The organism is Actinoallomurus soli (genome assembly GCF_024055715.1).
Taxonomy (GTDB): Bacteria; Actinomycetota; Actinomycetes; order Streptosporangiales; family Streptosporangiaceae; genus Actinoallomurus; species Actinoallomurus soli.
Window position 1 is genome coordinate 500319 of record NZ_JAMXMV010000002.1, and the last position, 19529, is coordinate 519847.

The following is a 19529-nucleotide window of genomic DNA, read 5'->3' on the forward strand; positions in this document are numbered from 1 at the left end:
CGGATGCGCACCCCCCACATGTACCTGCGCAGCATCGGCGTCCATCTGCCCCCGGTGGTCACCATCGAGACGGCCGTCGCGGAGGGCCGCTACCCGGCCGACGAGGTGGAGTACTTCCGGCTCGGCGGCGCGGCGGTGGCCGGCGACGTGCCCGCCCCGGAGCTGGCGCTGCGCGCCGCCCGGCAGGCGTTCGAGCGTTCCGGCGGGCTGTCCCCGCGCGACCTGGACCTCATGCTGTACTCCGACGTCTGGCACCAGGGGCCGGAGGGCTGGGAGCCGCAGTACTACCTGCAGCAGCACCTGGTCGGCGGCGACGTCCTCGCCGTCGAGATGCGGCACGGCTGCTGCGGGATGTTCAGCGCGCTGCAGCTGACCGCCGGGTACCTGCGGCCCGACGGCGGCACCGCGCTGCTCGTCGGCGCCGACAACCACGGCACCCCGCTGGTCGACCGATGGCGGATGATCGAGGGCGCCGTGATGGGCGACGGCGGGTGCGCGCTGCTGGTCACGACGGAGGGCGGGTTCGCCGAGCTGCGCTCGGTCAACGTGGTCGTGCTGCCGGAGGCCGAGGCGGTCAACGACGGGGGCGTCCCCATGTTCCCGCCGGACGCGACCGTCGGGCGCCCGCTGGACTTCGCCGCGCGCAACCGGGAGTTCCGCAAGCGGCTGATCAACGGCAACGGCGCGGACGTCATGCTCGCGATCCAGAAGACGCTGCTGGAGCTGGTCGACCGGACCCTCGGCGAGGCGGACGTCACCCTCGACGACGTGGCGCGCGTGGCGTTCCCGCACGGGCGCTGGGACGACCTGGAGCACCGGGGCGTCAACTGGCTCGGCCTGACGATGGCCGACACCACCTGGGACTACGGGGCGCGGATCGGGCACCTCGGGGTCGGCGACCAGTTCGTGGCCCTCGACCACCTCCTGGCCACCGGCGCGCTGGCCGCCGGCGACCACGTGCTGCTCGTCGGGCTCGGCGCCGGCACCACCATGGCCTGCGCCGTGCTGCGGATCCTCGGCATCCCGCCGGAGTACCGGTGAGCGACGACGGCAGGGCGGCGACGGGGAGGCGGCATGGAGACGGCGGACATGTACATCAGCGGGGTCGGGTCGTACGTCCCCGCCCGGGTGAGCGTCGGCGACGCCGTGGCGGCGGGCCGGTACACCGCCGAGGAGGTCGAGCTGCACGGGCTCGCCTCGGTCGCGGTGGCCGGTGACGTCCCGGCTCCGGAGATGGCGCTGCGCGCGGCGCGCGGCGCGGTGGCCCGCAGCGGGCGGTCCCCCGCCGAGCTCGACCTGCTCCTGTACACCTCGACGTGGCACCAGGGCCCGGAGGGCTGGCCGCCGCAGTCGTACGTGCAACGCCGTCTCGTCGGCGACGGGGTCCTGTCCACCCAGCTCAAGCAGGGCTGCAACGGCATGCTCACCGCCCTCGAACTGGCCGCCTGCCACCTGCGGGCCGTGCCCGGCCGCCGGGCCGCGCTGCTCGTCACCGCCGACAACTACGGGACTCCGCTCGTCGACCGGTGGCGGATGCTGCCGGGGGCGGTCGCCGGGGACGCGGGCAGCGCGGTCGTGCTCGACACCGAGCCGGGGTTCGCGCGGCTGGCGTCGGTGTGCACGCTGTCGGTGTCGCAGGCCGAGGAGATGCACCGCTGCGCCGAGCCGCTGTTCCCGCCCGGCATCCTCGAGGGCCGCGCGGTCGACTTCGCCGCGCACAACGACGAGTTCCGCCGGCGCGCCGTCGTCGAGGGCGACGGCACGAAGGTGCTCGTCACGCTCGACGAGCGGATGGCCGAGGCGATCGACCAGGCGCTGTCGGAGGCGGGGATCAAGCCGGGGGACGTGACGCGGGTGGCGTGCATGAACACCTCACGGGAGATCGCCGACCAGATCTGCGAGATGCGGCTGGGTGTTCCGGCGTCCCGGTCGGCCTGGGAGTTCGGCCGGACGATCGGCCACTGCGGGGCGAGCGACCAGATCCTCGCGCTGGAGCACCTGGTCCGCACCGGCGGCCTGGGCCCCGGCGACCACCTGCTGATGTTCGGCTTCGGACCCGGCGTGACGATCTCCGCCGCGGTCGTGGAGGTACTCGAGACGCCCGTCTGGGCGCGGGCACGGGGAGGGGATGCGTGATGGACCGACCGGCCGAGGCCATCGCGGTGACGGGGATCGGCTGCCGCCTGCCGGGTGGCGCCGGCTCGCCGGACGCGTACTGGGACCTGCTGCGCGAGGGGCGGGACGCCAGTGGGCCCGCGCCCGCGGACCGCTGGCGGGACTACGCCGACCGCGGCCCCTCGTACGCCGCGGCGGTGCGCCGCACCGTCCCGCGCGGGAGTTTCCTGGACGACGTCGCGGGCTTCGACGCGGAGTTCTTCGGGCTGACGCCGCGCGAGGCGGAGCTGATGGACCCGCAGCAGCGGCTCGTGATGGAGACCGCGTGGGAGGCCCTCGAACGCGCGGGCGTGTCCCCGGACGCGCTGGCCGGCACGGACGCGGGCGTGTACGTCGGCGTCTGCACCGGCGACTACGGCCACCGGCTGCTGGAGGACCTGCCCGGCATCGAGGCGTGGACCGGGATCGGCGCGGCGACCTGCGCGGTCGCCAACCGCGTGTCGTACTCCCTGGACCTGCGCGGCCCGAGCCTGGCGGTGGACACCGCGTGCTCGGCGTCGCTGGTCGCGGTTCACCTGGCCGTGCAGGCGCTGCGGGCCGGGGAGACGGACGTGGCGCTGGCCGGCGGCGTGAACCTCATCCTGTCCCCCGGCGAGACGCTGACCCTGGACGCCGCGGGCACGCTGGCGCCGGACGGGCGCAGCAAGTCGTTCGACGCCGCCGCCGACGGCTACGGGCGCGGCGAAGGCGCGGCCGTGGTCGTGCTCAAGCGGCTCTCCGACGCCGTACGGGACGGGGACCCGGTCCTCGCCGTCGTCCGCGGCAGCGCCGTCAACCAGGACGGCCGCACCGTGGGCATCATGGCGCCGTGCGGCCAGGCGCAGGAGCACGTCATGCGCCGCGCGCTGCGGCAGGCGGGCATCGAGCCGGGCACGGTCGGGTACGTCGAGGCGCACGGCACCGGCACCGCCGTGGGCGACCCGCTCGAGGCCGCCGCGCTCGGCGACGTGTACGGGGCCGGCCGCCCGGCGGACCGGCCGTGCCTGATCGGCTCGGCCAAGTCGAACATCGGCCACCTGGAGGGCGCCGCGGGCATCGCCGGGCTGGTCAAGGCCGTCCTGGCGCTGCACCACGGCGAGCTCCCGCCGAGCCGGCTCGACACACCCACCCCGGCCGTCGACTGGGCGGGCGCGGGGCTGCGCGTGGTGGACGCGCCGACGCCGTGGCCGGACGCCGGGCACCCGCGCCGGGCCGCCGTCTCCGCCTTCGGCTACGGCGGGACCGTCGCCCACGTGGTCCTCGAAGAGGCGCCGCCCGCGCGGCGTGCCGGTGAGGGGACGGCGGGACGGCTGTTCCCGGTGTCCGCCGCGTCACGGGCCGCCCTGCGACAGGCCGCGGGGAACCTGGCCGGCGTCGCCGGCGACCTGCCGGCCGCCGGCGTCGGGCACACGCTCGCGCTGCGCCGGGCGCACCTGGCCGAACGCGCCGTCGTCGCGGCGGACGACCCGGCCGCGCTGACCGCCGGGCTGCGCGCCCTGGCCGCCGGCACCCCGCACGCGTCGGTGACCACCGGGCGGGTGCTGGGCGACCCCGGCCCCGGGCCGGTGTTCGTGTTCTCCGGCCACGGCTCGCAGTGGGCCGGGATGGGCCGGGACCTGCTGGCGGCCGAACCCGCGTTCGCCGCCGTGATCGACGAGCTGGAGCCGGTGTTCGCCGCCGAGATCGGTTTCTCGCCCCGGGAGGCGCTCGGCGGCGGTGAACTGACCGAGGTCGACCGGGTCCAGACCATGATCTTCGCGATGCAGCTCGGCCTGGTCGAGCTGTGGCGCGCGTACGGCGTCCGCCCGCACGCGGTGATCGGCCACTCGGTCGGTGAGATCGCCGCCGCCGTGACGGCCGGGGCGCTCAGCCGCCTGGACGGCGCCCGGCTGATCTGCCGGCGGTCCCGGCTGCTGCGGCGCGTCGCCGGGCGCGGCGCGATGGCCATGGTGCAGCTGCCGTTCGCCGACGCGGCCGCGCGGCTGGCGGGCCGTACCGACGTGGTCGCCGCGATCGCCTCCTCGCCCGGCTCGACGGTCGTCTCCGGCGAACCGGACGCCGTCGCCGAGGTCCTGTCCGGCTGGCTGGAGGAGGGCGTCCCGGCGCGCCGGGTCGCCTCGGACGTGGCGTTCCACGGGCCGCAGATGGACCCGCTGCTGGCCGAGCTGACCGCCGCCGCGGCCGGCCTGACGCCCGGCGCCCCGCACCTGCGGGTCTACTCGACGGCGCTGGACGACCCGCGGGCGGCGCCCGGCTTCGACGGCGCGTACTGGGCGGCCAACCTGCGCCGGCCGGTGCGCCTGGCCGACGCGGTGACCGCGGCGGCGGCCGACGGGTACCGCGCCTTCGTCGAGGTCTCCCCGCACCCGGTCGTCACCCACTCGGTGCTGGAGACCCTGAGCGTGCACGGCCACGAGGACGTCTTCGTCGGTCCGTCGCTGCGCCGGAACCGTCCCGCGCGGGACACCCTCCTGGCGAGCGTGGCCGCCGCGCACTGCGCCGGACTGGACGTCGACTGGCGGCGGCTGCAGCCGGCCGGCGGGCCGGTCGCGCTGCCCACCTACCCGTGGCAGCGCCGCAGGCACTGGCGCGCGCCCTCCGCCCCGGACGCCGGCGGGCGCGGCCACGACCCGGACGCGCACACGCTGCTCGGCGACGGCGTCGAGCTCGCGGGAACCGACGTACGGCTCTGGCGCACCGCGCTGGACGACCAGACCCGGCCCTACCCCGGCAGCCACGCCATCGAAGGAGTGGAGATCGTGCCGGCCGCAGTGCTGGCGGTGACGTTCCTCGCCGCCTCGGGCGGCCGGGCGCTCGGCGCGGTGACGATGTCGGCGCCGCTGCTGACCGCCGACCGCCGCGAGGTCCAGGTCGTACGGCAGGGAGCCGAGCTGCGGCTGGCCGCCCGCACGGCCGGCGACCCGGACGCCGCCTGGCAGATGATCGCCACCGCGACCGCCCTCGCCGAGCCGGCCACCGCCACGGCCGCCGACGCCACGGTGGTCGCCGCCACGACGGCCACGACCGCCCAGGCCACCCAGACCCCCCAGGCCGTTCAGGCCGTTCAGGCCGTTCAGGCCGCCACGGCCACCGCCGCCGAGGCCATGGCCATGGCCGCCATCGCCGCCGAGGCCGCCGCCGCCGTGACAGATCCGGGGAACGGGCCGGTTCCGCCCGTGCTGCCGCTCGCGCCGGCGGATCCGGGCTCGGTCACGCGGCGGCTCGCCGCCGTCGGCGTGCCCGGGACCGGCTTCGACTGGACCGTCGAGGAGCTCCTGTCCGGCCACGGACTGCTGCGCGCCCGCGTACGGTGCGGGCCGTCGGGCACCTGGGCGCCGATCCTCGACGCGGCGATGTCGGTGGCGCCGAGCGCGTTCCCCGGGGACCCGCTGCTGCGGATGGTCACGAACATCGACCGGCTCGTCGTGGCCGGGGAGCCACCGGACACGGTGGACATCGAGGTGTGGCTCGACCCCGACCGTGCCGACACCGTCCAGGTCCGGATGACCGATCCCGCCGAGACGGTCGTCGGCCGGCTCGACGGGCTGCGGTACCCGGTGATCGACGCGCCGGCCGCGCGGGAGAACGGCACCGCCGGCGCAGGCGCCACCGAGTCGTTCGCCGAGCTCGGGCCGGAGGAGCTGCGCGCCTTCCTGCTCCGGGAGGTCGGCGCGCAGATCGCCCGGGAGATGCGGCTCGATCCCGCCGACCTGTCGCCGCACCGCCCGCTGGTCGAGCAGGGCCTGGACTCGGTGCTGACCGTGGTCGTGCGCCGCCGGCTGGAGAAACGGTTCCGGTGCTCGCTGCCGACCACGCTCCTGTGGCGGCAGCCGACCATCGTCGCGGTCTCCGACTACATCGCCGGGCTGGTGTCCGCGCCGAACGGGAGCGCCGATGCGGGGTGAGCCGACGGTCGCCGCTCAGCGGGCCGACGTCGCGCGGATCGCGCGGCTCGCGACCCGATGCCGGCTCGTCCTGCTGGAGATGATCCACCGGGCGGGGTCCGGGCACGCCGGCTCGTCGCTGTCCTGCGCGGACATCGTCAGCGTGCTGAAGTTCGACCAGCTGGACCCGGGCCCGGACCGGTCCACCGGCGACGTGTTCGTCCTGTCCAAGGGCCACGCGGCGCCGGCCTGGTACGCCGCACTGATCGTCGGCGGCGACCTGCCCGCCGAGGAGGTCGGCACGCTGCGGGCCCTGGACAGCCGCCTGCAGGGGCACCCGGACCGTACGCGGCTGGGGCTGGTCGACGTCAGCACCGGCGCGCTCGGGCAGGGCCTGTCGGTGGCCGTCGGGCGGGCCCTCGCCCGGCGGCTGCACGGCCGGAACTCCACGGTCTACTGCCTGCTCGGCGACGGCGAATGCCAGGAGGGGCAGGTGTGGGAGGCGTTCCTGTACGCCGGCGCGCACCGGGTGCCCGGCCTGGTGGCGATCATCGACCACAACGGCAGCCAGAGCGACGGCGCGGTCGCCGACATCCTGCCGCTGTGCCCGCTGCCGGAGAAGCTGCGCGCGTTCGGCTGGCACGTCGCGGAGGTGGACGGCCACGACCACGGCGAAGTACGCGACGCGCTGCGGCGACGCGACCGCGACGGGCCCTCGGTGATCATCGCGCACACCCGCAAGGGACATCTCGGCCCCGACCGCGTCCTGCTGAACGGCAGTCACAGCGACCTCCCCTCGGCGGCGGAGTACGCCGCCGCGGTCGACTACCTGGAGACCCTCCTGGAGGCGCACGAATGACTTCCACGCGGGACTGGTTCGGCACCGCGCTGGTCGAGATCGCCCGCGAGTACGACCACATCGTGGTGGTGAACTGCGACCTCGCCAAGGCCACCCGGACGCTGCCGTTCAAGGAGGAGTTCCCCGACCGGTTCTTCGAGTGCGGCATCGCGGAGGCCAACGCCATCGGCGTGGCCGCCGGGCTGGCGCAGGAGGGATTCCGGCCGTTCGTCGCGAGCTTCGGTCACTTCCTGACCGGGAAGTTCCTGGAGATCTTCCAGACGGTCGGGCTCAACGACGCGGGGGTGGTCCTGGTCGGGACCCACGCCGGGCTGGCGATCGGGCGGGACGGGCCGACCCAGATGGGGCTGCGGGACCTGGCGCTGATGCGGACCCTGCCGAACGTCGGGGTGTTCCAGCCCGCCGACGGCACCGAGACCTGGCAGATGATGGCCCACCTGGCGACCGACCGGCGCCCCGCCTACCTGCGCCTCTGCCGGCAGCCGCTGCCGGAGGTGCACACCGACGGGTACCACTTCCGGCCCGGGATCCCGCACGTGCTGCGCGCGGGCGCCGACGTGGTGGTGTTCGCGATGGGCGGCACGGTGCCGGTCGCGGTCGAGGCCGCCGACCGGCTCGCCGCTCACGGAGCCCTCGCCCACGGAGCCCCCGCGAACGGGTCCGTCGCAGGCGGGCCGGTCGCAGGCGGGCTCGCCGCGGGTGGGGTCTCAGCGGCCGGAGTCGCCGCGGGCGGGCCGGCTGCGCGTGGGATCGCGCCCACCGTCGTGAACGTGTCCTCGCTGCCGGTGGACCGCGAGACGGTCGAGCGCATCGTCGCCGGGCACCAGCGGGTGCTGGTGGTCGAGGACCACTACGCCGTGGGCGGCCTCGCCGACGAACTGGGCCGGATCGTGCTCGGCCTCCCCGACCGGCCCCGGTTCGACGTCCTGGCCGTGCCCGACTACGGGCAGGCGGGTCCACCGGAGGACCTCTACCGCCGGTACCGGCTGGACGCGGAGGGGATCGCGGCGCACGTCACCGCGCTCCTCCAGGACGCCCCCCGGTGACGGCACTCGAGACGAGGACGGCGACCGGAGTGAGATTGATCGTCTGCAGCAACAGCGCGCCGCGGTGGCAGGACGGCGCCGGCCTGCTGCCCCGCTCCCCCGGCGGACTGGTCCCGCTGCTGGCCACCCTCCTGGGCGAGCACGGCGGCGACTGGGTGTGCACGATGCCCGCCGACGGCCCGCGGGGCGCGGAGCCCGTGGAGGTGACACGGCTGCCCGGTGACGTGACCCTGCACCGGCTGCGCCTGCCCCCGGCGACCGTGGAACAGCACTACGAGCAGGTCGGCGTACGGGTGCTGCTGTGGCTGTTCCACTACCTGCTCGACACCGCACGGCAGCCGGGCGAGGGCCTCGCGGAGGCGTGGCCGGCGTACGAGGCGGTCAACCGGGCGTACGCCGACCGGGTGACGTCGCTGATGACGGGGTCGGCGGACGAGTTCGTGCTGGTCAACGACCATCACCTGTTCCTCGTCCCGGAGATGCTGGGGCGGCGCGCGGACCGCCGGGGCCGGGTCGCGTTCTTCCAGGGGCTGCCGTGGTGCGAGCCGGAGTACTTCGGGGTGCTGCCCGCCTCCATCCGCGACCGCGTCCTGACCAGCCTGCTGTGCGCGGACGTGGTCGGCTTCCACTGCACCCGGTGGGCGCGGGCCTTCCTGGGCTGCTGCGCGCGCTACCTGCCCGGCTGCGCGGTCGACGAGGACGGCGCGACGTTCGACGGGCACCGGACCCGCGTGACCGTGGCGCCGTTCCCGCTGGACGTCGCGATGGTGGAACGGCTGCGCGGTGAGCCGGCCACCGCGGAGTGGCGGGCGCGGCTCGACCGGGACGCCGGCGGACGGCGGATGCTCGTCCGCGCCGACCGCATCGACCTGTGGAAGAACCTGCCGCGCGGCTTCGCCGCGTACCGGAGCCTGCTCGACCGCGACCCGGGTCTGGCCGGGGAGTGGTGGTTCTGCGCGGTGGCCACTCCGCCGGGCCGTCCCACCGAGCGCACCCGTGACCTGCGGCGCGAGTGCGAGGAGACGGTCGCCGACCTGAACGAGCGGTTCGGCGCGCCGGGCCGGCCGGCCGTCTCGCTGATCTATCCGGACCTGGCGACCACGCGCAACTGCGTGGTGGCCGCCCTGTCGAGGGCCGACCTCACGCTGGTGAACCCGACCTTCGACGGGATGAACCTGGTCGCCAAGGAGGCCCTGTACCTCGGCGAACGCGGACCGCTGCTGCTGTCCGTCAACGCGGGCGCCTACGAAGGACTCGCCGGGCACGTGACGCCGGTGCATCCGTTCGACGTCGAGGCCACCGCCTCGGCGCTGCGGGACGCGATGACCCGCGGTACGGCCCCGGCGGAGCGGGCGGCGGCACGCCGCCTGCTGCGCGGCCAGGACGCGACCGACTGGCTGAACCGAATGATGGAGGCGGAACGTTGAGGACGACCGAGGTCACCACGCGGTACGGACGCATCAGCCGGCTGGCCGACCAGGCCGCCGCCGGGGCCTATCTGTTCGCCGAGCACACGATCGATCCCGGACAGGCCACCCCCTTCCGGACCCATGCCCGCGACCACCGGACCTTCGTCGTCATCCAGGGCCGGGTCAGGCTGGACACCGCCCGCGACGACGGCGCGACCGAGTCGGCGGTGTACGACCACCTGAGCGGCTGGCACGCCCTCCCCGGCTGCGTCTACCGGATCGTGGGCGCGGGCGCCGGACCGGCGGTCGTCATCGAGGCCGGATCGGTGCTCGGCGAGACCAGGGAGGCGACCGGGCCGGACATCCCGGACGCGGTGGCCTGCCGCTGCCCGGACGTCTCGGACTACACGGTGCACAAGCCCTGGGGCAGCGAGGTCTGGTACACCCAGAACCTCCCCGACGTCCCGTACGCGCTGAAGCGCATCCGGATGACCGAGGGGCACCAGTCCTCGCTGCAGTCCCACCGGCAGAAGCTGGAGACCAACTACGTCATCGAGGGTGAGGCCACGGTGCTGAGCGGGGCCATGGCCCCGGACGACCTGACCGCGGTGATCGACGTGGGGAGCCTGACCACCACCGTCCACCGGCCCCGCTCCGGCTGGACCAACCCGCCGGGCGAGTTGCACCGGGTGATCGCGCGAACGGACTACACCTCCATCGAGATCTCCACACCCGAACTCGACGACGTCATCCGGTGGCAGGACGACGCCGGGCGCGGACACGGCCGGATCGACTCCGAGCACGTGGGCGGCCGGTCGTGAGCCTCGCCGAGACGATCGGGCTGTACCTCGCCGAGAAGCGCCGGATCCTGGACGACTTCCCCGTCGCGGTGCTGGAGCGCGCCGCCGCGATGCTGTTCGCGACCTACGACCGGGGCGGCACCGTCTACGCCATGGCCAACGGCGGGAACGCCGGCACCCTCGACCACTTCTACTGCGATTTCAAGCACCACCCGTTCGTGACGGAGGACAAGACCCGGCCGCTCCCGGCGGACGTTCCTCGGTTGAGCTTCGTCAACCTGTGCGGGTCGGCGGCCGAGCTGACCGGGCTCGTCAACGACATCGGCTTCGAGGACATGTTCGCGGCGGCCCTGGCCCCCGTCGTCACCTCGAAGGATCTGGTCATGGCCTATTCCGGCAGCGGCAACTCCGCGAACGTGACGAAGGCCCTGGAGGTGGCCGCCGCCGCGGGGGCCGGGACGTTCGCCATGACCAAGGGCGACGGCGGCCGGTGCAAGGACCTGGCCGAGGTGTGCCTGGTCGTGCCCGGCACGTCCCGGTTCCCCGGCCAGGTCGGCAAGAACGACAACAACTTCCACTTCGAGGACCTGATGCTGTCGGTCAACCACATCCTCGTCGGCCTCCTGAAGGAACGCGTCGCGGCACACGCCTCCGGGAGGTGACGGGTCCCCGCTCGGCCAGTGGCAGGATGCTTGCGACAGTCGTCATCCAGGCCACTGGCCGAGCGGTCGGAGGAGGGCCCGATGAGCCGGAGGAACCACCACGTCGCCGTGCTCGTGCTCGAAGGCGCGAAGCCGCTCGACGTCGGCATTCCGGCGCAGGTGTTCGCCAGCCGGCCGACCATGCCGTACGAGGTGCGGGTCTGCGGGGCCGCGCCCGGCCTGGTGACCGGCGGCGACGGCCTCTCCTACCACGTGGCCGAGGGCCTCGACGCCCTGGAGCACGCCGACACCGTCTTCATCCCCGGCTACCGGGAGCCGGCGACCACGGAACCGCCGGCGGCGATCGTCGGCGCGCTGCTGTCCGCCCACGAACGCGGGACCCGGCTCGCCGCCATCTCGACCGGGGCGTTCGCGCTCGCGGCGACGGGGCTGCTCAACGGCAAGCGGGCGACGACCCACTGGCACTACACGCGGGCCCTCGCCGAGAGGCATCCGCTCGTACGGGTGGACGAGAACGTCCTGTTCGTCGACGAGGGCGACGTTCTCACCTCGGCGGGCGCCGCGTCCGGCATCGACCTGTGCCTGCACCTCGTACGGCGCGACCACGGCGTCGGGCTCTCCAACCAGGTGGCGAGGCGGCTGGTGGCGGCGCCGTACCGCAGCGGCGGGCAGGCGCAGTACGTGCCGCGGAGCGTCCCCGAGCCGCTCGGCGACCTGTTCGCGAGCACGCGCGAGTGGGCCCTGGCCCACATCGCCGAGCCGCTGACCCTCGAAGCGCTGGCCCGGAACGCGCGCGTGTCGACGCGCACCTTCTCGCGGCGGTTCGTGGAGGACACCGGCTACACGCCGATGCAGTGGGTGCTCCGGGCCCGGGTGGACCTGGCGCGCGAACTGCTCGAACGCACCGACCTGGGCGTGGAGGAGATCGCCGACCGCGTCGGGCTCGGCACCGGCGCGAACCTGCGGCTGCACTTCCAGCGCATCCTCGGCACCTCACCGACGGAGTACCGCCACACCTTCTCGGCCTGAGCCCGGGCCCGTACGCTCGCCCGGCCGGCGCTCACGGCTCCTCCGGATCCGGCGCCGCCCCGGCCGACAGCAGTCTCTCCGCCAGTACGCGACAGCGCCGCCGGAGCTCCGGAGGGTCGAGCACCTCGAAGTCGTGCCCCAGCAGGACCATGTGCATGAGCACGAAGTCGAGGCTGCCGGCACCGCTGAGCACCTCGCAGCGCTCGCTCCCGCGCCGCCGTACGACGGCCGCCGACGCCGGAATCTGCGCGCGCACCGTGTCGGCCGACGCGTGCACGAGGAACCGCGCCCGATGCGGGTAGACCCGGCTCGCCACGCTCTCCTGCACGTACGTCGCGGCGTCGGGCACCGTACGCGGGCGGAAGCGCCAGGTCCGTGCCGACACGTCGGTCATGCGGTCGACGCGGAAGCTGCGCCAGTCGTCGCGGTCGAGGTCGTAGGCGAGGAGGTACCAGCGCCGGTCGGACGCGACCAGCCGGTAGGGCTCGACCCGACGCCGGCGCACCTCGCCCCCGGACGGGTAGTGGAAGCCGGCCTCGACCTCGTCGCGGCAGGCCCTGGCCAGCGTCATGAGCACCTCGGAGTCGACGGGCGCGCGGCCGCCGCCGAACGACTCGACGGATCCGGCGAGCGCTCGCACCTCATGGCGCAGCCGGGTGGGCAGCACCCGGTCGAGCTTGGTCAGCGCCCGCAGTGCGGCGTCGCCGGCACCGGCGACCGCGCCACCGGCCCCGGCGAGCAGGGACACCGCGGTGGCGATCGCCTCCTCGTCATCGAGGAGCAACGGCGGCAGGTCCCGCCCCGGGCCGAGCCGGTAGCCGCCGCCGACGCCCTGACCGGCGTGCACCGGATAGCCGAGCGCGCGGAGCCGCTCGACGTCGCGCCGTACCGTGCGCGGCGTGACCCCGAGCCGGGAGGCGAGCTCGGGGCCGGTCCACACCTGGCGCTGCTGCAGCAGCCCGAGCAGGGTGAGCACCCGCTCCGTCGTCCCCCGCTCACCGCCGCTCGACCCGTCCACGGCGCCCACCCTCCCAGATGGCGGACCGATCCTGTCCGCTTGGGACCCCAGGGTGATGCCGAGGCCCGCGGAGCGGCCTCGGTCCTCACACGGACCCCGAACCTCCCAGGGGAGACTCATGACGACGAAGACGACCCACCTCGACCCCGAAGAACTCCACCGCAGCCCCGCCTTCGCGCAGGGCGTGATCGCGCCCGCCGGCCGGACCCTCTATGTCGGTGGACAACTCGGCACCGACGGCGCCGGGCGACTGCTCGACGGCATCGAGGCGCAGACCGCCCAGGCGATGCGGAACGTGCTGACCGTGCTCGCCGCCGCGGGCACCGGACCCGATCATGTCGTCAAGCTCACCATCTACCTCGTCGACGGGGTCGACGCCCAGCTGGGCTACGCGGCGTCGCGCTCGGTCTGGGGCGATCACCGCACGGCCGTCACGGTCGTCTCCACCGCGGGACACGCTCGCCCCGGCGCGCTCGTGGAGATCGACGCCGTAGCGGTCATCCCCGAATAGGACGCACAGCGGCCGAGGTGGCCGGTGGCGACGACGTGAGCCGTACCGGCGTCCCTGGTCCGGCAGGAGTTGGCGAGATCCTTGCGGCCGGTGGCGAAAGGCGTGGCGGGATCCTTGCTCACGTTGTCCTGCAGGCCACTGTCGGTCTCGTACTCGCCTGCCGACCATGGAGGGCGAGACGAGAGGAGCCTCCATGACTCGCATCGCCGTCAACGGATTCGGCCGCATCGGACGCAACACCCTCCGCGCCCTGCTGGAGCGGGGAAGCGACCTGGACGTGGTCGCCGTCAACGACCTCACCGCCCCCGAGACCCTCGCGCACCTGCTCAAGTACGACAGCGCGTTCGGCCGCCTCGACCGCTCGGTCGAGGTCGACGGGACCGACCTCGTGGTCGACGGCCGCCGCATCACGGTCCTCGCCGAACGCGAGCCCGCCAAGCTGCCGTGGGCCGAGCTCGGCGTCGACATCGTGCTCGAGTCCACCGGCCGCTTCACCAAGGGAGGTGCCGCCCGCGCGCACCTCGACGCCGGCGCCAGGCGTGTCCTGGTGAGCGCCCCCGCCGACGGCGCCGACGTCACGCTCGCCTACGGCGTGAACACCGACACCTACATCCCCGGCGAGCACGTGATCGTCTCGAACGCCTCGTGCACCACGAACGCGCTGGCCCCGCTGGCCTCCGTGCTGGACGACCTGGCCGGCATCGAGCACGGCTTCATGACCACGGTGCACGCCTACACCCAGGAGCAGAACCTGCAGGACGGCCCGCACCGGGACCTGCGCCGCGCCCGCGCCGCCGGCATGAACATCGCGCCCACCACCACCGGGGCCGCCAAGGCCATCGGCAAGGTGCTGCCGAACCTCGACGGCAAGCTGTCCGGCGACTCGATCCGCGTACCGGTCCCGGTCGGGTCCATCGTGGAACTGAACACCACGGTGTCCCGCGAGGTCACCCGCGACGAGGTCCTCGCCGCCTACCGCGCCGCCGCCGACGGCGCGCTGAAGGGCATCCTGGAGTACGAGGACGATCCGGTGGTCTCCAGCGACATCGTCGGCCGGCCGGCGTCGTCCGTCTTCGACGCCGCCCTCACCCGCGTCGACGGCCGGCACGTCAAGGTGGTGGCCTGGTACGACAACGAGTGGGGCTTCTCGAACCGCGTCGTCGACACGCTCGAACTGCTCGCCCGCGGCTGACCGCCGCTGAGACGCACGACCGTGACCGCCAGGTCCCGCGATACTCAGGGGATGAACCTGCGCCCGGAACTGCTTCCGCCGGCGACCGACCAGGAGCGCCTGGCGGAGATCGGCGAGGAGATCGAGCGGATCGCGGACCTGGCGGGTCGAGGCAGGCGGCCTGCGGCCGACGAGGCGATCGCCGCCTTCAACGCCAGGACGGGGCACGACTACGTGCTCCACGACTTCGTCGCGTACCACGGTTCGCGAAGCCTGGAGGAGTTCGCGCGGGAGGCCGCCCGCCCGGCGCGGCCGCGGATCCCCGACATCACCCGGCCGGAGCTCGTCGAGATCGTCCACAGGATCCTCGCCGCGGACCCGGAAACGGACTTCTACCTCCGGCTGTTCGAATGCAACACACCGCACCCCGGGGCGAGCGACCTGATCTTCAACCCGCCGGCGCACCTCGACGGCGGCTCCGCGGAGGCCATCGTCGACGCGGCCCTGTCCTACCGCGCGGTCGCATTGTGAGCCCAGGTCAGGGATGAAGTGAGAGCCCCTTGAGGATCTTGTCGACGGCGTTCTTCGGGCCGTGCAGGGCCAGGCCCACGAGAGGCAGGTCGTCGGCGGCCCTCGCCCGTACGACGGCGCGGTTGTCCTCGTCGTGGCCCGTCTTGAACATCTCCTCGGTGTACACGCCGACGCGGAGGTCGCGGCCGAGCGCACGCTCGTGGACACGGGCCAGACCCTCGGCGTCCGCGACGTAGACGAGCACCGGCTGGCGGAAGGTCGGCAGATAGGTGTTGCCGGAGCCGTTCTCGTACGGCTCGCCGATCAACTCGGGAAAGCCGGCGGCCACCCCGCCCGCCAGGAACGCGGTCACGTTGAGCCGCTGCCAGGCCGCGAGGTCGTCCCGCACGACAATGCCGATCTTGGTGTCGAAACGCATGGCGTTCAGATTCGGGTACGGACCCGCACACCGTCTTGAACGCTCGTGCGGAAGGCGAGAATCGAGGCATGACGCGCGACTGGTCCCGTTACTGGCAGTCCGCCGAGGCGCCGCTGGAGGCGATGCACGCCCACTTCGTGCGGCACGTCTACCACCGGCACAGCCACGAGGGATACTCCTTCGGGGTCACCGACGAGGGCGCCCAGGCGTTCTCCTGCCGGGGAGGGGCGCACACCAGCGCGGCCGGAATGGTGATGGCGTTCAACCCGGAGGACCCGCACGACGGCCGGGCCGCCGACGAGCTGGGCTTCACCTACCGGATGCTGCACATCGGCCCCGACCTGGTCACCGGCGTGCTCGCCGACCTCACCGGGCGACGGGCCGGTCTGCCGCTGTTCCGCGAGCCGGTTGTCGACGACGCCGTCCTGGCGCGGAACCTGCGGGCCCTGCACTCCGCGCTGCTCGGCGGCGCGAGCACCCTGCGGCGCGACGAGCTGCTGGTCGCGACGGTCGCCTCGGTCGTACGGCGGGCGGCCGCGTCCGGCGGCCGGCCCGCCCCCGCGCCGACCGGGGCGAGGCTCGTCGCCGCACGCACCCGTGAGCTGATCCACGACGCCTACCTGGAGGACCTCACCGCCGAGGAGCTGGCCGCCGCGGCCGGGCACACGCGGTTCGGGGTCTACCGGGCGTTCCGGGCGACGTACGGGATGGCGCCCAGCGACTACCAGCGGCAGCTGCGGCTCCGGGAGGCACGACGGCTGATCGCCCTCGGCCGGCCCCTCGCCGACGTCGCGGCGCACACCGGCTTCGCCGACCAGAGCCACCTGACCCGCTGGTTCGTCCGCTGGTACGGCATCACCCCGGGCCGCTACCGCCGCGCGTCACGACCGACCCCGCCCTGACCAGAAGCCCGCCGCTCTCCGTCGCCGCAAATCCCTGACCGCCCGGAACACCCCGTTATAGGACGACAAGAGCGACGGCGAAGGCGTACCGGATCGGTCATTGATTTGTCACTCAGAGAAATCGTTCGGTAACTTCTCGCGACATGCCCTCCGCCCTGCATGACACCATCAACATCCTGTTCCGTGAACGCCCGGCGTTCGCGGTGGAGGTGCTGCGTGACCTGATGCATCTCGACATCCCCGGCACACTGCCGGCACAGGTGGAACGCAACGACTTCAACGACCGGCCCTCGAAGGATCTGCAGCCGGACACGGTGATCACCGTCGGCCCACCCCACAAGCCGGTGCACGCCGTCATCGTGGAGGTTCAGCAGGGAAAGAGCTCCAACAAGCGCCGGCAACTGGCGCGCTACGCGGCGGCGCTGTGGCTCTTCCTGGAGTGCCCGGTGACGGTCCTGTGCGTCTGCCCTGACGCGGGGGCGGCCGCCTACTACGCCGAGCCGATCTCCACCGCGCTGCCCGGCTATACCTTCCAGGCCCTGGTGCTGGGGCCGGACCAGGTCCCGGCCATCACCGACCAGCAGGAGGCGGCGGCCCATCCCGAGCTGGCCGCGCTGGCGGTGATGATGCACGGCATGCACAAGGCGGTGGTGAAGACGTTCGTCACGGCGGTCGCCACACCCGGCACCCCTGGCTACGCTCCGCATTACTATGAATACACATACGCGATGGCCGCGCCGGCGATCAAACGGATCATGGAGGAAGTCGTGTCCGAGACCTGGCCCGTCTACAGCCCCTTCGCCCGCGAACACTTCGGCCGCGGCAAGGCGGAAGGGGAAGCCGACGCCCTCCTGACGGTCCTGGAGACCCGAGGCATCGAGGTACCCCAGACCGCCCGAGCCCGCATCACCACCTGCACGGACGTCGAAGAACTCAAGGCCTGGCTCAAGCGCGCCGTGGTGGCGCGCTCCGCCGACGAGGTCTTCGGCTGATCTTCAGGCGGCAAACGGGCCGCAGGCTCGTCACCGGTGCAGGGCGCGGGCGAGGTCGTCCAGGTGGCGGGCGACCGGGCCGATCGTGAGCAGGCCGCTACCCGCCCCGGCCAGCTCCGCCGCGGCGGGGCGCAGCGCCGCGTACGCCCGTTCCATCGCCGGCCGGTCGTCCAGGGCGACGGCCGCGCGGGCGATCAGGCACCACAGGGCCTCCAGCAGCAGGTCGCGTGGTGGGTCCGGGACCTCGCGCAGCGCGGCGGCGGCCTCCGCGCAGCGGTCCCCGGCCAGGAGCAGCAAGGGACGGACCCATGGCTCGTACGGCCCGAAGCCGGCCGGGTCGCCGGGCCGGACGGGCAAGCCGTGCCGCACGCTCAGGCACAAGAGCGCGAGCGGCAGCAGGCCGCGCTCCAGTCCCGGCATGCCCGAGTCGGGCAGGAGGGCCGCGGCCTCCCGATACGCCGACTCGGCCTCGGCCGCGGACCCGGTCGCAACGTCGGTCGCGGACACGGTTCCGGCCTCGGCTGCGGACACGGTGCCGGATTCGGCCCCCGCACCGGTCTCGGCCATCCGCAGTGCGGTGTACCACCGGGTGAACACGTCGACCAGCGGGCGCTCGTGGCGTTCGGCCAGGCGGTCGGCGGCCGCCGCGTGCTCGTCCGCGCCCGCGAAGTCCGCCAGGGCGCTCCGGGCCTGAAGACGGATGAGGTGGCCGAGGATCTCGAACGCCGACAGGCCGTGCCGGACGGACAGGGCCACCAGCTCGGCGCCGATCGCGTCACGGCGCGGCGCCAGGCCGGTGCGCTCGAAGCTCTGCATGAACACGGCGTTCAGGGCGAACGCCAGCAGTGTCGGATCGTCCAGCCGCCGGGCGATCTCCTCAGCCTTCCGGGCGGCGCGCGGACCGCGTTCCTCGCGGGTGCCGCGCGACTCGATGGCGATCGTGGCCAGCAGCCGGGCGCGGGCGGCGTCCTGCCCGGTCGACGGCAGGGCGGCCAGGGTGCGCTCGGCCGCCGCGACCACCCGGGCGGCCTGCTCCGGATCGTCGACGCGCGTCCAGATGGCCGGGACGTCGTACGCGCCGATCACCCGCGCGGTCAGCTCCGCGTCGCCGAGCTCCTCAGCCGCCTCGATGGCCGCGACCCGGTGCCGGCGGGACTCCGCCAGGCCGCCGCCCCCGGTCATCGCCAGGTTGCGCAGCAGGCCCACCGTCGACTCCAGCCGGGCCCGCGCTCCGGACGGCACCGCCCGGTCGTACGCGGCGGCCGTCTCCGCCCAGACCCGCCCCGCCGTGCCGCCCGGCGCCGGGTCGAGATGGGCGGCGTGGCCGAGGATGTCCGCCTCCAGGCCGCGCAGGGCCGGGCCCGGATCCAGCCCCAGCTCCTCGACGAGCAGGGTGCGGGCCCGGCGCAGCACGGTGAGCGCGTCGCCCTGCCGGCCGGTGCGGTACAGCGCCAGGGCCAGCAGTCGCCAGGCGTGCTCCCGCCAGGGATGCTCGGCCACGTGCGCGTCGAGGTCCGGCACCGTCTCGGCGGCCCGTCCCAGCTCCAGGCGGACCTCGGCTCGGCGTTCGAGCGCGTGCAGCCGCAGCTCCGCGAGGCGGGAACGCTCCGCGCGGGCCCACGGTTCGTCGGCGAACTCCGCGTACGCGGGTCCGCGCCACCACCCCAGCGCCTCGTCCAGCCGGGCGAGCGCCTCTTCGGGCGGGAGCGTGGCGGCGGCGGTGACCGCCCGCTCGAACCGCCGGGCGTCCACCGCGTCCGGCTCGGCGCGCAGCGCGTAGCCGGGGCCCTCGGTGACGAGCAACCGGGCCGGGGCGCGCGGCGGCCGGTCCGGCTCCAGGCCCCGGCGGAGGGCGGCCACGAACGTACGGACCGCGCCGACGGCGTCCGAGGGCGGGTCGTCCGCCCACAGGTCGTCGACCAGGCGGGTGACGGGGACGACCCGGCCGCGGGCCATGATCAGCCGGGCCAGCACCGCCCGATGCCGCGGTCCCTTCAGATCGATCGCGTCCCCGGCCGGACCCCACGCCGTGACGGGTCCCAGCACCCCGAAGACGACACGCACCGATCGGCCTCCTTCCCCCTTTCGGTCACGGTAGCGCGCTCATCGGATGCTCATTCGGGCCCGGCAGGCTGACCGTGTT

17 protein-coding genes are annotated in these 19529 nt (G+C 74.2%); 14 read left to right on the forward strand and 3 right to left on the reverse strand.

The features are described from left to right. The first annotated feature begins 3 nt into the window (after positions 1-3). The 9 genes from NDW01_RS08305 (at position 4) to NDW01_RS08345 (ending at position 11843) form a co-directional block, all read left to right on the forward strand. Positions 4-1041: a ketoacyl-ACP synthase III family protein gene (locus tag NDW01_RS08305; protein ID WP_252818415.1), complete on the forward strand. Its 1038-nt coding sequence runs from the start codon at positions 4-6 to the stop codon at positions 1039-1041. A gap of 33 nt (positions 1042-1074) precedes the next feature. Beyond that, the gene (locus NDW01_RS08310) at positions 1075-2136 is read left to right on the forward strand and encodes a ketoacyl-ACP synthase III family protein (protein WP_252818416.1); all 1062 of its coding nucleotides are present in this window, start codon (positions 1075-1077) and stop codon (positions 2134-2136) included. Then, entirely contained in the window at positions 2136-6059 is a 3924-nt protein-coding gene (locus NDW01_RS08315; protein WP_252818767.1) for a type I polyketide synthase, read from the forward strand. The genes NDW01_RS08310 and NDW01_RS08315 overlap by 1 nt, the downstream gene beginning before the upstream one ends. Then, positions 6049-6897 (forward strand): transketolase, encoded by an 849-nt coding sequence (locus NDW01_RS08320; RefSeq protein ID WP_252818417.1) that lies wholly within the window; start codon positions 6049-6051, stop codon positions 6895-6897. Before NDW01_RS08315 ends, NDW01_RS08320 begins: the two co-directional genes overlap by 11 nt. Continuing rightward, positions 6894-7943 carry a transketolase family protein gene (locus NDW01_RS08325; protein WP_252818419.1) on the forward strand — a complete coding sequence of 350 codons (1050 nt, stop codon included), beginning with the start codon at positions 6894-6896 and terminating at the stop codon, positions 7941-7943. The genes NDW01_RS08320 and NDW01_RS08325 overlap by 4 nt, the downstream gene beginning before the upstream one ends. Before the next feature lie 29 nt (positions 7944-7972). Further along, positions 7973-9370, forward strand: a complete 1398-nt coding sequence (locus tag NDW01_RS08330; protein ID WP_252818422.1) for a trehalose-6-phosphate synthase — start codon at positions 7973-7975, stop codon at positions 9368-9370. Beyond that, complete coding sequence (locus NDW01_RS08335) at positions 9367-10173, forward strand: cupin domain-containing protein (RefSeq protein ID WP_252818425.1); 807 nt, start codon at positions 9367-9369, stop codon at positions 10171-10173. Before NDW01_RS08330 ends, NDW01_RS08335 begins: the two co-directional genes overlap by 4 nt. After that, positions 10170-10814 (forward strand): SIS domain-containing protein, encoded by a 645-nt coding sequence (locus tag NDW01_RS08340; protein WP_252818427.1) that lies wholly within the window; start codon positions 10170-10172, stop codon positions 10812-10814. The genes NDW01_RS08335 and NDW01_RS08340 overlap by 4 nt, the downstream gene beginning before the upstream one ends. Before the next feature lie 81 nt (positions 10815-10895). Then, positions 10896-11843 carry a GlxA family transcriptional regulator gene (locus NDW01_RS08345; protein WP_252818430.1) on the forward strand — a complete coding sequence of 316 codons (948 nt, stop codon included), beginning with the start codon at positions 10896-10898 and terminating at the stop codon, positions 11841-11843. A 31-nt stretch (positions 11844-11874) separates the two neighbouring features. Here NDW01_RS08345 and NDW01_RS08350 read toward each other — a convergent pair whose 3' ends face one another. Then, positions 11875-12861 (reverse strand): helix-turn-helix transcriptional regulator, encoded by a 987-nt coding sequence (locus NDW01_RS08350; protein WP_252818433.1) that lies wholly within the window; start codon positions 12859-12861, stop codon positions 11875-11877. A 118-nt stretch (positions 12862-12979) separates the two neighbouring features. On the opposite strand from NDW01_RS08350, the gene NDW01_RS08355 reads away from it, so the two are divergent. From NDW01_RS08355 to NDW01_RS08365, 3 genes are all read left to right on the forward strand, one after another. Next, complete coding sequence (locus NDW01_RS08355; protein WP_252818436.1) at positions 12980-13372, forward strand: RidA family protein; 393 nt, start codon at positions 12980-12982, stop codon at positions 13370-13372. Between the two features lie 193 nt (positions 13373-13565). Next, a complete protein-coding gene (gene gap, locus NDW01_RS08360) occupies positions 13566-14564 on the forward strand; it encodes a type I glyceraldehyde-3-phosphate dehydrogenase (protein WP_252818438.1) in 999 nt (332 codons plus the stop codon). 51 nt (positions 14565-14615) lie between these two features. Then, positions 14616-15074, forward strand: a complete 459-nt coding sequence (locus tag NDW01_RS08365; RefSeq protein WP_252818441.1) for a hypothetical protein — start codon at positions 14616-14618, stop codon at positions 15072-15074. Between the two features lie 7 nt (positions 15075-15081). On the opposite strand, the gene NDW01_RS08370 is transcribed toward NDW01_RS08365, so the two are convergent. Next, positions 15082-15492 (reverse strand): DUF2000 family protein, encoded by a 411-nt coding sequence (locus NDW01_RS08370; protein WP_252818444.1) that lies wholly within the window; start codon positions 15490-15492, stop codon positions 15082-15084. 68 nt (positions 15493-15560) lie between these two features. Here NDW01_RS08370 and NDW01_RS08375 point away from each other — a divergent pair, with 68 nt between their 5' ends. Both NDW01_RS08375 and NDW01_RS08380 read left to right on the forward strand, forming a co-directional pair. After that, on the forward strand, positions 15561-16394 hold the full coding sequence (locus NDW01_RS08375) for an AraC family transcriptional regulator (RefSeq protein WP_252818446.1): 834 nt from the start codon (positions 15561-15563) through the stop codon (positions 16392-16394). A 143-nt stretch (positions 16395-16537) separates the two neighbouring features. Beyond that, positions 16538-17386 (forward strand): hypothetical protein, encoded by an 849-nt coding sequence (locus NDW01_RS08380; RefSeq protein WP_252818449.1) that lies wholly within the window; start codon positions 16538-16540, stop codon positions 17384-17386. Positions 17387-17416: 30 nt separating this feature from the next. Here the strand turns inward: NDW01_RS08380 and NDW01_RS08385 are convergent, their stop codons facing one another. Next, a complete protein-coding gene (locus tag NDW01_RS08385) occupies positions 17417-19450 on the reverse strand; it encodes an AfsR/SARP family transcriptional regulator (protein ID WP_252818451.1) in 2034 nt (677 codons plus the stop codon). Positions 19451-19529 lie beyond the last annotated feature (79 nt).

Coding starts and splice junctions, on each gene's coding strand:
- NDW01_RS08305 (WP_252818415.1), top strand. CDS start 4: ATGCGCACCCCCCACATGTACCTGCGCAGCATCGGCGTCCATCTGCCC.
- NDW01_RS08310 (WP_252818416.1), top strand. CDS start 1,075: ATGGAGACGGCGGACATGTACATCAGCGGGGTCGGGTCGTACGTCCCC.
- NDW01_RS08315 (WP_252818767.1), top strand. CDS start 2,136: ATGGACCGACCGGCCGAGGCCATCGCGGTGACGGGGATCGGCTGCCGC.
- NDW01_RS08320 (WP_252818417.1), top strand. CDS start 6,049: ATGCGGGGTGAGCCGACGGTCGCCGCTCAGCGGGCCGACGTCGCGCGG.
- NDW01_RS08325 (WP_252818419.1), top strand. CDS start 6,894: ATGACTTCCACGCGGGACTGGTTCGGCACCGCGCTGGTCGAGATCGCC.
- NDW01_RS08345 (WP_252818430.1), top strand. CDS start 10,896: ATGAGCCGGAGGAACCACCACGTCGCCGTGCTCGTGCTCGAAGGCGCG.
- NDW01_RS08355 (WP_252818436.1), top strand. CDS start 12,980: ATGACGACGAAGACGACCCACCTCGACCCCGAAGAACTCCACCGCAGC.
- gap (WP_252818438.1), top strand. CDS start 13,566: ATGACTCGCATCGCCGTCAACGGATTCGGCCGCATCGGACGCAACACC.
- NDW01_RS08365 (WP_252818441.1), top strand. CDS start 14,616: ATGAACCTGCGCCCGGAACTGCTTCCGCCGGCGACCGACCAGGAGCGC.
- NDW01_RS08370 (WP_252818444.1), bottom strand. CDS start 15,492: ATGCGTTTCGACACCAAGATCGGCATTGTCGTGCGGGACGACCTCGCG.
- NDW01_RS08375 (WP_252818446.1), top strand. CDS start 15,561: ATGACGCGCGACTGGTCCCGTTACTGGCAGTCCGCCGAGGCGCCGCTG.
- NDW01_RS08380 (WP_252818449.1), top strand. CDS start 16,538: ATGCCCTCCGCCCTGCATGACACCATCAACATCCTGTTCCGTGAACGC.